The organism is Citricoccus sp. NPDC079358 (genome assembly GCF_040702545.1).
GTDB lineage: Bacteria > Actinomycetota > Actinomycetes > Actinomycetales > Micrococcaceae > Citricoccus.
The window spans coordinates 488,085-500,663 of record NZ_JBFBLI010000002.1 but is presented as its reverse complement, the minus strand read 5'-3'; the positions used below and the strand labels follow the sequence as shown (position 1 = coordinate 500,663).

The window sequence follows — 12,579 nt, the reverse complement described above, 5'->3', positions numbered from 1 at the left end:
AAGGTTGACTCGAAGGATCACACCGGTGGCCGCGTCCACGTCTGAAACGACATTGCCGACCACCTGTGCGTTACACCACTCTATGGGGCACTACTCGAGCGAGGTCCACGGATCCGCCGGAGCCGGACTCGCAACGGCCGGGGTAATCGCCCAGACGACGAGCACCATGACGGACACCATCACCGTGATGTCGCCCCTCTTCGGACACCTGGCCGAAAGACTGGTCCTGGTGCCCTACCTCCGCCGGCTGATCCGGCAGCGCAATCGGCATCTGCTGGCAGTTCTCGACGCCGAAGCCGCGGCTCAACGCCAGAAGAAGTGATGCTCCATCCCACTGGGGCTCAGGACACTCTCATGATGGAAGCGGTCCTCGAGGTCCGTCGGACTGGACCACAACCGCAGTCCTGAACCGATGTCATGGGGGGCCACGGCGATGTGCAGGTCATCCACGAGGCCTGCTTCGAGGAACTCCAGCACCGTGGTGACACCACCACCGAGACGGACGTCCTTGCCCTGGGCAGCGTCCATGGCGATCCTCAGTGCCTCGGACGGGCTGGCATCGAGGAAATGGAAGGTCGTGTCGCTGAGCGCGAAGGACGGGCGCAGATGGTGTGTCAGCACGAAGACCGGGGTGCGGAACGGTGGATCATCACCCCACCAGCCCTTCCAGTCCTCGCTGGTCCAGGGGCCCGGAACGGGCTGAACTTGTGACTTCCCATGATCTCGGCCCCGATGTTGTGAGTGAAGTCGCGGACGATGTGGTCGTCCACACCCCGGGAGCCGCCAGGCTCCGTCCGGTTGGGCCAGCTGTCCGTGGCCACCGCCCATCGGGTCAGCGGGCCGGGATCCACCTGACCGAAGGGGCGTTCCAGGCTCTGGTCTTCGCCTGCGGCGATGCCATCCCGCGAGACGAAGAAATTCTGGACCCTGAGTCGTGGGGACCTGCCCCGGTGAAGTGGCTCGCCGGTGGCGGAATCTGTCGTGGAAGGCATGGCTACTTCCCGGTTCTGGGCTGCGGAATTTTTCAAGTCAAGCGGTACCAAGGTGAGTTAGGCGGCCGTTAGGCTGCGGCTTTTTCGGTGGTGGTCTGGGGTTGGTTGATCCATGCTGGACCGGGGAGGTCCAGGATCTTGAGATCGTCGGTGGTGCTGAATCGGTTCGGGTGCTTGGCTCTGGCCGCGGCCAGGGTCTGTGAGCGCTTCTGCGCGAGACCGTGGGCGAAGCCGTAGTGCACGTTGGCGGGAGTGTGGAACCCGAGGCCGGAGTGCTGGTGGTGATGGTTGTACCAGTCCACGAATTCACTGATGAAGGCCCGCGCATCGCCCAGTGAGGCGAAGCGCTCGGGGAAGGTCGGCCCGTACTTCATCGTCTTGAAAAGTGACTCTGAGTAGGGATTATCGTTGCTCACCCGGGGCCTGGAGTGGGATCGGATGACCTCCAGATCAGACAGCAGCGCGGCCACGGTCTTGGAGGTCATCGAGGTGCCGCGGTCGGCGTGGACGACCTGAGGGATGCCATGGATACCGAAGATCTCCCGCATCATCTCCACCGCCAGGACTCCGGACTCGGAGGCGTGCACGTGCGCGCCGACGATGAATCGTGAGTGGATATCCACCATCAGGTAGCAGTCGAAGTACTTGCCCTTGACCGGGCCGGCCAGCTTCGTGATATCCCACGAGAGCACCTGCCCCGGGGCGGTGGCCACCAGCTCCGGGATGGCCCTGGGCGGGTGTGCGGCCAGCCGTCGTCGCTCCACGACCTGCTCGTTCTCGGCCAGCACCCGGTAGAACGTAGAGACCGAACCCAGATAGATCCCCTCATCCAGCAGCTTCGTATAGACCTGCAACGGCGCCAGGTCCACGAATGCCGGGCAGTTCAAGACGGCGAGGATCTCGGCCCGCTCCGCGGTACTGAGCTTGTTCGGCGGCGCCACCGGCGGGTGATCTCGAGCCGCTCCTGGCTTGCGGTAGATCGTGGTCCGCGAGACCCCGACCAGGGCTGCCGCCAGCCGGGTGGGTACCTTGAGGTCCACCAGCTGGTGGTAGGCGTTGGTCATTTCTTCTTGGGCTTCGGCACGTCCGATGAGCTCTCGATGGCGTTCTCGAAGAACGCCGAGAGTTTTCCCATCACCTCCAAGGCTGCCTCGGTCTGCTCCAACCGGCTCTCGCTCACCCCTAGCTGGCGGCGCAGACGCGCGATCTCGGCCTGCTCCGGCGACAGTTTCCCGATCGTCTGTCCGGCCGTTTTGCCCTCCAGTACCCCGGCATCACGTAATTTGCGCCACTCGGCGATCTGAGAGGAATACAACCCTTGTCCCCGCAGGAAGGCACTGCCCTCCTGACGGGTGCAGGCCTCCTCGTACTGGGCCAGATACTCGAGTTTCTGCGCCGGGGTAAAAGACCTTCGAGGCCTCGGTCCACCGGCGCGGGGTCCGGGACTACTCATGGATCCATCTTGGCCCACTTCGGCCAAAGCTAGATTCGACATCATGATCGGATTCCTGATTCTCGCCCTACGCGATCGAACTGACTTGCTCAGTCACCGTGGTACCGCTCCAGCCTGACACGTAGGGCTGCGCTGTCAGCACTCGGACGCTGGTGGTTGCCCTGAGTGTAGAAATGCACGACGCCGGATGGCCAGATCCGCTGGGCGTACCCCTTCCTGCACAGGCAGCCGAAAACGGGACGGCATCCACATTCTGCGATGGAGGGGCTTATCGTGTCCCAGCCTCGTGATCGAATGTATGTACTAAGCGATCGAGTCGGTGAGGTTGAGCTGGTGAGACCGCGTGAGAGGGGAACCGAGTCATCTCGGCGCGACAGGTTACCCAGTGGAGACGGGCGACGTGGGAAGGGAGTACCGGTGATCGAGAAGGACGAGTTGACACAGCTGGACCTGCCCGGGCTGCTGGCGGCCTCCCGCCTCCTTCTGGAGGAGTTGACGTCACGGGTGTCGGACCCACGGCTGCTGGACTCCGTCGACCGCTTCCCAGACGGGCCAAACCGGAACCGTTCCGACGAGTGGGGCCTGTATGCCCATGTGGACAGGGGGCTCGAGGAGAGGAGTGGTACCGACCCGGACGAGCTGCCGAACGATGAGACACTGCCCGACGAGACGCTGCCCGACGAGCTGCTGAACAACGAGACGTTGAGCGCCACCGCGGAACCGGTGCCGAGGGGATGTTTACCCGTCGTGCTGTCCGGAGTGGAGGACCTCGGACGATGGGTGGAGGCGGCTCGAACGGGGTTGGCAGGACAGGTGGACCAGGTCTTCGAGGCGCATGCGACCCGCCGTGGCGTGTTGGGGATTCCGGAGGGGAAGTGTGCCTACCGCAATGGGGCGGACTACCTGCAGCAGGTCTTACGCATCCCCCGTCATGAGTCGAAGAAACGTGTCCGACGCGCTGTCCGTGTCATGTCGCGATTGTCCCAGGACCGCACCCAGGTAATTCCACCCGAGATGACAGCACTGGCTAACACCGTGACCTTGGCCCAGGCCGATCCAGCCGCGGTGGACACCGTGGCGGATGCCCTCACGACTGCTCGTGCTGATGCGAGCCGGGCCGGAGCGCCGAAGGACCGTATCGACCCCTTGATCGCTGAGGGGGAGCGGGTGTTGGCGGCCCAGGCGCGGGAGATGGACCCGGACGCCCTGCGGAAGGTGTGCGCGTACTGGCGCCAGCGCTTTGACGCCGTGGTGAATCCCGATGGCCTCGAGCCCACCGAGGCCCAGATGAACGCGGCCCAGGGACTCTTCTATCACGGCAAGGGAACTGCGAGCCTGCACCGCTGGTCCCTGCTGGCGACCGACGGCCAGCATGAGACGTTGAAGACCCTCGTGTCCGCCTCCTCCAATCCTCGCACGTCTGCTGGCGACTGTGCTGGCGACGGCTCAGGTTCCGAGGTGTGGGCGAAGCACCTGGATGGTGCCGACTCGTTGGATTCCCGGAGCCGGGCCCAACGGGAACTGGATGGTCTCATCAGTGCCCTGATCGGTGCCTTGGCCTTGACGAAGCAGGCGTCTTCTACCGTCGAGGAAGGCGGTTCTGACCTGCCGGATACCGGGAGCGGAAGAACTCGGCCGCAAGTTCTGGTGACGATCGACTATGAGTCCCTGGCGGGACGGTACGCCAGTCTGCAGAGCGGGGCGGGAACTGGCCACGTGGTCTCCCAGGGAGCCTATGCGGGAGCGGTTGATCCACAGACCATCCGGCAGAAGGCCTGTGACGCGGACCTGATCCCCGTCGTGCTCGGCGGGCGAGGAGAAGTGCTCGACGTGGGGCGATCCCAGCGGCTGTTCACTCGAAAGCTCAGACGGGCCATCGTCGCCCGGGACGGCGGATGCGCGGCACCAGCCTGCTCCATTCCCGCTCCCTGGTGTGAAGTCCACCACATCAGCTTCTGGGAGCACGGCGGGCCCACCAGTGTCGAGAACGGAGTCCTGCTCTGCTCACATCACCACCACGCCGTCCATGCCGGAGCCTGGGAGATCGAGGTTAGCGGCTGGGTGCCCTGGTTCATCCCGGCCCGCTATCACGACCCCGAACAACGGCCCCGCCGCAACCACTACTGGCGCCCCCGAGATCCAGGGAGCCCGGGGCCCGACACTCCGGGTGATCCAAGCCGTCCTGACAACCTCGACGATGCGGCGTGAACCAGCCGAACCAGCCGAACCAGCCGAACCAGCCGAACCAGCCGAACCAGCCGAACCAGCCGAACCAGCCGAACCAGGCGAACCAGCCGAACCAGCCGAACCAGCCGAACCAGCCACCGGCACGCTCGTGACCTGCGGCCGGCTGATGTGCAGGACTCCACCTGTGGCACCACGGCGTGCACGCCATCAGACGTCGAACCGACGACGTCTGCCCTAGAATGGCCGGTGGCTGGCGATGGCCACCGTATGCCATCAGCCCTGAAGCCCTACCCGAGGAGGAACCGGACCGTGTCCGAGGCGTCGCAGCACGAACAGATCAGCATCACCGTCAACGCGGAATTGCGGGAGGTGACCTCGGGTACCACCGGCACAGAGCTCTTCTCCGATCAGAAGACCATCGTCGTGATGCGAGTGGACGGCCAACTGCAGGATCTGAGTCGTCAGATTCCGGCCGGCGCGGACGTCGTGGGCGTGGATATCTCGGACCAGGATGGACTCAACGTCCTGCGCCACTCGACCGCCCATGTCATGGCTCAGGCGGTTCAGCAGTTGCGCCCGGGCGCCACGCTGGGTATCGGCCCGTACATCACGGACGGCTTCTACTTCGACTTCGACGTCGAGGAGCCCTTCACCCCGGAGGACCTCAAGACCGTCGAGAAGATGATGCAGAAGATCATCAACTCGAACCAGACCTTTGCCCGCCGCGTCGTCACCGAGGACGAGGCACGCCAGGCGATGGTCGATGAGCCGTACAAGCTGGAACTGCTGGGCAAGCAGGACGATGCGGACGCCGTCGGCGAGGGCGCGAACATCGAGGTCGGCGCCGGCGAGATCACCCTCTACGACAACGTGGACCGCAAATCCGGTGACAGCGTCTGGTGCGACCTCTGCCGCGGCCCCCACCTGCCGAACACCAAGCTCATCTCCAATGCCTTCGCGCTCACCCGTTCGGCTGCCGCCTACTGGCTGGGCAACGACAAGAACAAGCAGTTGCAGCGCATCTACGGCACCGCCTGGCCCACCAAGGACGATCTCAAGGCGTACCAGGAGCGATTGGCCGAGGCAGAGCGCCGCGACCATCGCAAACTGGGTGCCGAGATGGACCTGTTCTCCTTCCCGGACGAGCTGGGATCCGGCCTGCCCGTGTTCCACCCTCGCGGCGGCATCATCCGCAAGGAGATGGAGGACTACTCGCGTCAGCGTCACACCGAGGCCGGCTACGAGTTCGTCTACACCCCGCACATCACCAAGCAGCACCTCTACGAGATCTCCGGTCACCTCGACTGGTATGCGGACGGCATGTTCCCGCCCATGCAGATCGATGAGCAGCGAGATCCGCTCACGGGCGAGATCACCAAGCAGGGGCAGAACTACTACCTCAAGCCGATGAACTGCCCCATGCACAACCTGATCTTCTCGTCGAGGGGCCGCTCCTACCGTGAGCTGCCCTTGCGGCTGTTCGAGTTCGGACAGGTGTACCGCTATGAGAAGTCCGGTGTGGTGCACGGCCTGACCCGCGTGCGTGGGATGACGCAGGACGATGCCCACATCTACTGCACCAAGGATCAGATGAAGGAGGAGTTGACCACCACCCTCACCTTCGTTCTGGACCTTCTGAAGGACTACGGCCTCAACGACTTCTACCTCGAACTGTCCACCAAGGATCCCGAGAAGTACGTCGGCGAGGACGCCATCTGGGAGGAGGCCACCCGCACCCTCGAGGAGGTTGCCACCGCCTCCGGTCTCGATCTGGTTCCGGATCCGGGCGGGGCCGCCTTCTACGGTCCGAAGATCTCCGTCCAGGCGAAGGACGCCATCGGCCGCACCTGGCAGATGTCGACCATCCAGTTGGACTTCAACCTGCCGGAACGCTTCGACCTCGAGTACCAGGCCGCGGACGGCACCCGCCAACGTCCCGTGATGATCCACCGCGCCCTCTTCGGGTCGATCGAACGCTTCCTCGGCGTGCTCACCGAGCACTACGCCGGCTCCTTCCCCGCGTGGCTGGCCCCGGAGCAAGTCGTGGCGATCCCGGTCGCAGAGGCTTTCAACGACTACCTGGCCGACGTCGTCACCCAGCTCAAGGCCCAGGGCATCCGTGCCCGCCTCGACGACGGCTCCGACCGCTTCCCGAAGAAGATCCGCACGGCCTCCAAGGAGAAGGTGCCGTTCGTGCTCATCGCCGGTGGCGAGGATGCCGAAGCAGGAGCGGTCTCCTTCCGGTTCCGAGACGGCAGCCAGGACAACGGCGTGCCCGTGAGCGAAGCCGTCGAGCGCATCGTGAACGCCGTGAGGAACCGGGAGACCCAGTGACCCCGGTGCCGAGCCCGAGGAACAGCGGTCCCGTGACCGGGCCGGCGTCGGGCACCCGTCCCGACGCCGGCCCCGGCGCCACGGGCGCGCACGCTCAGGACCTCGGTCAGGCCGCGGACGGCACCCCGGCCACCGACGACTTCGAACTCGCCGGCACGCCGGACGGTTTCCAACGACTGTGGAACCCCCACCGGATGGCCTACGTCCGTGGGGGACAGGACCAGGTCAGCGGGGAGTCCACGTGTCCGTTCTGCGCGGCCCCGGGGCGATCCGACGAGCAGTCTCTGATTGTGGCGCGGGGCCGGACGGCCTTCGTGCTGTGCAACCTCTACCCGTATAACGCAGGGCACCTCTTGGTGTGTCCCTACCGCCACGTTCCGGACTACACGGACCTCACCGTCGACGAGACCTTGGAGATCGCCCGGTTGTCCCAGATCGGCATGACGGCACTGCGTGCCACGGCGAAGGCCACCGGGTTCAACCTCGGCATGAACCAGGGTAAGACCGGCGGCGCCGGCATCGCCGCCCACCTGCACCAGCACATTGTGCCCCGGTGGGGCGGGGACGGGAATTTCCTCCCGATCATCGCCGAGACCAAGAACATCACGGTGACCCTGGATACGGTCCGCGCGGCCGTCGCCGGAGCCTGGGCGGACGCGGAAGCGGCTTTCGACACGCACCAGGCGACCACCGCCACGGAACAGCGCGGCTGATGCTGAACCGCTACGCCCGCGCCCTGTTCACCCGCATCTTCACGCCGACAGCCAGGTTCCTCCTGGCCCGCGGTGTCTCGGCGGATGCCGTGACCATCGTCGGTACCCTCGGCGTGGTGCTGGGGGCGCTGATCCTGTTCCCGAGGGGAGAACTGTTCTGGGGCACCATGGTCATCACCCTCTTCGTCTTCTCGGACGTGCTGGACGGGGTCATGGCCAGGATCGCCGGAACAACTGGCCGGTGGGGGAGCTTTCTCGACTCCACCCTGGACCGGGTCCAGGACGCGGCCGTCTTCCTGGGACTGATGATCTGGTTCTTCGGCGCCGGAGACGTCTGGATCGCCGGCGTGGCTGCCGCCGCGAGCATGGCCCTCGGCATGCTGGTGTCCTATGTCCGTGCCAAGGCCGAATCCTTGGGCTTCGATGCCAATACGGGCATCGCCGAACGGGCGGAGCGGCTGGTGGTGACCTTGGTGTTCGCCGGCCTGACCGGTCTCGGACTGAACCCGTGGGTCCTGACCGTGGTCCTCCTGCTGCTCGCGGCGGCGTCCGCCATCACCGTGGGCCAGCGCATGGTCACGGTGTACCGGCAATCCCGGAGAATCCGCGAGCCCGACGACGGTCAGTAGCCCCGGCCCTGCGCAATCGGTGTCTTCTGCGCCACAATGGATGGATGAGCGAGCCCTTTCCGGACAGCACTGAGGCTGTCACCGACCGACCGCTGAACATCCCCGAGTACTTCCTCCTGTTGTGCCTGGACGACGAGAAGGGCAAGCTCCTGCTGGATGGGCCGACCGTCGGGATGGGGATTGCCGGGGCCGCACTGGTGGAATTGGCGCGCCGAGGCCGGCTCGAGGTCACGCGGAGCACGGTGCGTTCGATCGAGCATCCGCAGCAGGTCTTCGCCGCTGATCCGAATCCCCCCGCCTGGGCGCACAGCACCGAGCTCGAGTGGCCGCTGGAGCAGGTCTGGGACATCATCCGCGCCTTCACCCGCCATCGCGACGCCGAGCAGTGGATCAACCGGTTCTCACGGCAGACACTGCGGGATGCCGTGGCCGCCTCACTGGTGAAGCGGGGCATCGTGGAGGAGGACGAGAGCACCGTGCTGTGGATCTTTCACCGGACGCGGTACCGGGAGCGTGACGAGCACTTCGAGCACGAGCTGCGGGACCGGATCCGCGGTGTCCTCATGGACGGTCAACCGGCCGACGACGTCACCTGGCCGCTCATCTCCTTGATGCGCACCACCCGACTGCTGCACCGGTTGTTCCCGGACGTGGACAAGGCCCACATCCGTGCGGCGGCCGTCACCCCGGTGGGCAGCCCCGCCACGGAACGGTCCATGTCCGAGGCGCTCCTGGCGACGGAGAATGCCGTGGCCGAGGCACTGACGGCGACGACGGGCGGGGCCTCCGCGCTCGACTGATCCTCCGGGCGGAGCGCCGCGGCTGGTGCCGTGTCCTGATCGACGACCAGGTCTACGGAGCCGCGATCGGCGCGACGCGTGCCTGCGTCACCGTCACGAGATCCTGCGGTGTCAGCTTCACGTCGAGCCCCCGGCGGCCCCCGGACACCAGGACATGGTCTAGCTCCAGGGCCGAGGCATCGAGGACCACAGCGGCTTGGTGCCGCTGGCCCATCGGCGAGATCCCACCCAGCACGTAGCCCGTGCGTCTCTGCGCCACGACCGGGTCGGCCAGGGTGACCTTCTTGACGCCGAGCGCGGAGGCCAGGGCCCGCAGGTCGAGGGTCCCGGCGACGGGCACCACGCCGGCGGCCAGCGACTCGTCCGGCAAGGTCACCATCAGGGTCTTGAACACCACGGTGGCGTCCAGCCCGAGCTTCTCGGCGGCCTCCTCGCCGAAGCCCTGGCCGGATCGCTCGTCGTGCTCATACTCCAGCACCTCATGCGCGACGTCGGCCCGGTCCAGCACGCGCAGGGCGGGCGTCGACGCGGTGGGGGCGGGCTTCTGGCGGGCCATGTGGTGTCCGGCGCGACGAGCGGAGGCGTGTCCTGCTACCGCTTCACGCCGTCAGCTGGTCCGAGATGTTGCGCTTGATGCGCCCCAGCATGGCGGACATGCCCCGCAGCCGCAGGGGAGTCAGGGCCTTCTGGAGGCCCAAGCGGGTCGAGAGGTCCTCGGGGACGGCGAGCACCTCGTGGGCCGGCAGGCCGTTCAGGCTCTGGGACAGCACCGAGGCGAAGCCGCGGGAGGTCGGAGCCTCCGGCGGGGCGGAGACGAACAGGCGGACGATCGACTCGGCGGTGGGGCCGGCGTCGGACGCGGTGTGCTCCAGCTCCACGGCGAGGAACAGCGGTGTCTGGCACTCGGTGACCTGCTCCATCTGGTCCTGGTGACCGGCGTAGCGCTCGGGCAGCGCCGGCAGCTCCTCGGAGAACTCCAGCAGCAGTTCCAGCCGTTCCGGGTCTGGGACGGCCCGGAAGTCCTCGACGATCTCGTGGAGCTTCTCGGGGAGTTCGGTGGTGGTCATCGTGGAGTGGGTTTCCTTCCAGAGTGGTCTGCGGATCTATCGCTTCAACACCGCTGGGGTGCGATCTATGCCGCACCCCAGCCTAGTCCCGGCCGGCCTCGAGGCCAGCCGGGACCCTGCTCTGCCGGGGACTCTGCCGGGGACTCTGCCGGGACTCTGCCGGCGACCGGTCAGCGTCCGGCCGGAGCCTCGCCGCGCTCTTCACCCACGGCGATGGGCAGGCGCACGGAGTTGCCCCACTCGGTCCAGGAGCCGTCGTAGTTGCGGACCTTCTCATAGCCGAGGAGGTGGCGCAGCACGAACCAGGTGTGGGAGGACCGCTCGCCGATCCGGCAGTAGGCGACCACGTCGTCGGAGGTGCCGAGGCCGGCGTCGTCCTGGTAGATCTCCTCCAGTTCCTCGCGGGACTTGAAGGTGCCGTCCTCGTTGGCGGCCTTGGCCCATGGCACGGAGGCTGCGGTGGGGATGTGGCCGCCGCGCAGGGTGCCCTCCTGTGGGTAGCCGGCCATGTGGGTGGTCTCGCCGGTGTACTCGAGCGGCGAGCGGACGTCCACGAGGGGCTTGCCGAAGTGGTGGAGCACGTCCTCGCGGGAAGCACGCTCGGTGGAGTCGTCGCGTGCGGTGACGGGGTAATCGACCGGGGTCACCGAGGGGACCTCCCGGGTCGTCTCCCGGCCCTCGGCGATCCACTTGTCCCGGCCGCCGTCCATGAGGCGCGTGTCCGGGTGGCCGTAGAGCGTGAAGACCCACAGGGCGTAGGCGGCCCACCAGTTGGACTTGTCCCCGTAGAACACCACGGTCGTGTCCCGGTCGATGCCCTTGGAGCCGAGGACACGGGCGAACTCCTCCGGGCCGACGAAGTCCCGGGAGACCGGATCGTTCAGTTCGGTGTGCCAGTCGATCTTGAGGGCGCCGGGTACGTGGCCGGTGGAGTAGAGGAGGGTGTCCTCGTTGGACTCGAGAACGACGATCTTCTCGTGGTCCTCGTGGTTCCCACCCTGAACATGGTCGGCGACCCACTGGGTGGACACGAGCTTCTCCGGATGCGCATAGGCGGAGAAATCGGGGGAGCGGTCAGCGGCGAGGTCAGGTGAACTGGAAGATTCAGTGGTCATTCTCATACATTACGCCACGGGCCCCGGTGCTAATTAGTGAGGGTCGCCTTCATTGAAATCGGGTGACATCGGCCCACGGCCGCCGCCGGTAGAGTTACCGTCGTCATGGCCGGGTCGCACCGCCTGACCCAATCCGCCGCACCCCATCAGGATGGAGCCGCCCGTGGCTGAGACCGTTCACCTCGCAGACCGCACCCCCCAGGTGTCCGCCGAGGATCTGCTCGCCGGCTTCCACCCCTCGTACCGGTTCGGTGAGGTCTCCTTCGACACCTACATCCCGGACCCGGCCCACCCCTCACAGGCCGAGGCCGTGAGCCGTCTGCGCGAGTTCGCCGCCTCCATCAAGGGCGGGACTCGTGGCGGCAAGGGCAATGACAAGGGCAACGGTGGGGGACTGTTCGGTTTCCTCAAGGGCGGCAGGTCCGGCTCGGCCGGAAAATCCAAGGGCACGACGCCGGCCGCCGGCATTTACCTCGACGGCGGCTTCGGCGTGGGCAAGACCCACCTGCTGGCCTCCACGTGGCATGCCGCCCCGGGCCCCAAGGCGTTCGGCACCTTCGTCGAGTACACCAACCTCGTCGGCGCACTGTCCTTTCGTAGGGCCGTGGACGTGCTCAAGGAATACACTCTCGTCTGCATCGATGAGTTCGAACTGGACGATCCGGGTGACACCGTGTTGATGTCACGGCTGATGCGAGAGCTCTCAGACGCCGGGGTGAAGCTGGTAGCCACGTCCAACACCCTGCCCGGATCGCTCGGCGACGGGCGCTTCGCGGCCCAGGACTTCAAACGGGAGATCCAGGTCTTGGCCGATCAGTTCGACGTGATCCGGGTGGACGGCGAGGACTACCGCCACCGTGGTTTGACCGCGGCGCCGGATCCGTTGCAGGACGACCAGCTGTTGACCCTGCTGGCCGATCGGTTCCCGGATGCCGCCGTCGTGTCCGAGGACTCCTTCGAGGACCTGACGGCCAACCTGACGCGCGTGCACCCGAGTCGCTACCGCAAGCTCGTGGAGGATGTCGACGTGATGGTGCTGCACCACGTGGAGACCATCTCCGAGCAGGCCATGGCCCTGCGCTTCGTGGTCCTGGCCGACCGCCTCTACGACAAGGACGTGCCGGTCATCGCCTCGGGCGTGCCGTTCGACCGGCTGTTCACCGAGGAGATGATGAGCGGCGGGTATATGAAGAAGTACTTCCGCACCGTGTCCCGCATGACCGCCCTCGTCCGGGAAGGCCAGATGGGGGAGACGGGGCTGTAGGCCGGCTGAACGGCTCCCGGCTGGC

Annotated in this window: 12 protein-coding genes and 1 pseudogene; 8 read left to right on the top strand and 5 right to left on the bottom strand. The window is 66.3% G+C overall.

The genetic code is table 11. The features are described from left to right. A pseudogene (locus AB0333_RS04670) lies at positions 1-322 on the top strand (hypothetical protein); the annotation flags it as partial. Here the strand turns inward: AB0333_RS04670 and AB0333_RS04665 are convergent. Continuing rightward, the gene (locus AB0333_RS04665) at positions 304-621 is read right to left on the bottom strand and encodes a dihydrofolate reductase family protein (RefSeq protein ID WP_366217547.1); all 318 of its coding nucleotides are present in this window, start codon (positions 619-621) and stop codon (positions 304-306) included. The pseudogene AB0333_RS04670 and the gene AB0333_RS04665 sit on opposite strands and share 19 nt — an antisense overlap. Positions 622-1,060: 439 nt before the next feature. Further along, positions 1,061-2,445 (bottom strand): IS3 family transposase gene (locus AB0333_RS04660; RefSeq protein WP_366217546.1). Its coding sequence is split into 2 segments (ribosomal slippage): positions 1,061-2,127 and positions 2,127-2,445, totalling 1,386 coding nucleotides; the frame shifts between segments, so codons are not numbered across the junction. A gap of 417 nt (positions 2,446-2,862) precedes the next feature. On the opposite strand from AB0333_RS04660, the gene AB0333_RS04655 reads away from it, so the two are divergent. The 6 genes from AB0333_RS04655 to AB0333_RS04630 all read left to right on the top strand — a co-directional run bounded on the left by AB0333_RS04655 (position 2,863) and on the right by AB0333_RS04630 (position 9,108). After that, positions 2,863-4,653: a DUF222 domain-containing protein gene (locus tag AB0333_RS04655; RefSeq protein WP_366217545.1), complete on the top strand. Its 1,791-nt coding sequence runs from the start codon at positions 2,863-2,865 to the stop codon at positions 4,651-4,653. Further along, positions 4,650-4,784 carry a hypothetical protein gene (locus AB0333_RS04650; RefSeq protein WP_366217544.1) on the top strand — a complete coding sequence of 45 codons (135 nt, stop codon included), beginning with the start codon at positions 4,650-4,652 and terminating at the stop codon, positions 4,782-4,784. The genes AB0333_RS04655 and AB0333_RS04650 overlap by 4 nt, the downstream gene beginning before the upstream one ends. A 157-nt stretch (positions 4,785-4,941) precedes the next feature. Next, positions 4,942-6,966, top strand: a complete 2,025-nt coding sequence (thrS, locus tag AB0333_RS04645) for a threonine--tRNA ligase (RefSeq protein WP_366217543.1) — start codon at positions 4,942-4,944, stop codon at positions 6,964-6,966. A gap of 32 nt (positions 6,967-6,998) precedes the next feature. Continuing rightward, positions 6,999-7,679, top strand: coding sequence for an HIT domain-containing protein (locus AB0333_RS04640; protein ID WP_366217542.1), 681 nt, complete (start codon positions 6,999-7,001; stop codon positions 7,677-7,679). Next, positions 7,679-8,308, top strand: coding sequence for a phosphatidylinositol phosphate synthase (pgsA, locus tag AB0333_RS04635; RefSeq protein ID WP_366217541.1), 630 nt, complete (start codon positions 7,679-7,681; stop codon positions 8,306-8,308). The genes AB0333_RS04640 and pgsA overlap by 1 nt, the downstream gene beginning before the upstream one ends. A gap of 44 nt (positions 8,309-8,352) precedes the next feature. After that, a complete protein-coding gene (locus AB0333_RS04630) occupies positions 8,353-9,108 on the top strand; it encodes a GPP34 family phosphoprotein (protein ID WP_366217540.1) in 756 nt (251 codons plus the stop codon). A 52-nt stretch (positions 9,109-9,160) separates the two neighbouring features. Here the strand turns inward: AB0333_RS04630 and ybaK are convergent, their stop codons facing one another. The 3 genes from ybaK to AB0333_RS04615 all read right to left on the bottom strand — a co-directional run bounded on the left by ybaK (position 9,161) and on the right by AB0333_RS04615 (position 11,290). Further along, a complete protein-coding gene (gene ybaK / locus AB0333_RS04625) occupies positions 9,161-9,664 on the bottom strand; it encodes a Cys-tRNA(Pro) deacylase (RefSeq protein WP_366217539.1) in 504 nt (167 codons plus the stop codon). A 43-nt stretch (positions 9,665-9,707) separates the two neighbouring features. Then, positions 9,708-10,175, bottom strand: coding sequence for a SufE family protein (locus tag AB0333_RS04620; RefSeq protein ID WP_366217538.1), 468 nt, complete (start codon positions 10,173-10,175; stop codon positions 9,708-9,710). Positions 10,176-10,345: 170 nt separating this feature from the next. After that, positions 10,346-11,290, bottom strand: a complete 945-nt coding sequence (locus AB0333_RS04615) for a sulfurtransferase (protein WP_366217537.1) — start codon at positions 11,288-11,290, stop codon at positions 10,346-10,348. A 163-nt stretch (positions 11,291-11,453) separates the two neighbouring features. Here AB0333_RS04615 and zapE point away from each other — a divergent pair, with 163 nt between their 5' ends. Next, positions 11,454-12,554, top strand: coding sequence for a cell division protein ZapE (gene zapE, locus AB0333_RS04610; RefSeq protein WP_366217536.1), 1,101 nt, complete (start codon positions 11,454-11,456; stop codon positions 12,552-12,554). Positions 12,555-12,579: the final 25 nt, after the last annotated feature.

Excerpts from the sequence above, each read along its gene's own strand:
- pgsA (WP_366217541.1), top strand. The coding sequence starts at position 7,679 with ATGCTGAACCGCTACGCCCGCGCCCTGTTCACCCGCATCTTCACGCCG.
- AB0333_RS04630 (WP_366217540.1), top strand. The coding sequence starts at position 8,353 with ATGAGCGAGCCCTTTCCGGACAGCACTGAGGCTGTCACCGACCGACCG.
- ybaK (WP_366217539.1), bottom strand. The coding sequence starts at position 9,664 with ATGGCCCGCCAGAAGCCCGCCCCCACCGCGTCGACGCCCGCCCTGCGC.
- AB0333_RS04620 (WP_366217538.1), bottom strand. The coding sequence starts at position 10,175 with ATGACCACCACCGAACTCCCCGAGAAGCTCCACGAGATCGTCGAGGAC.
- AB0333_RS04615 (WP_366217537.1), bottom strand. The coding sequence starts at position 11,290 with ATGACCACTGAATCTTCCAGTTCACCTGACCTCGCCGCTGACCGCTCC.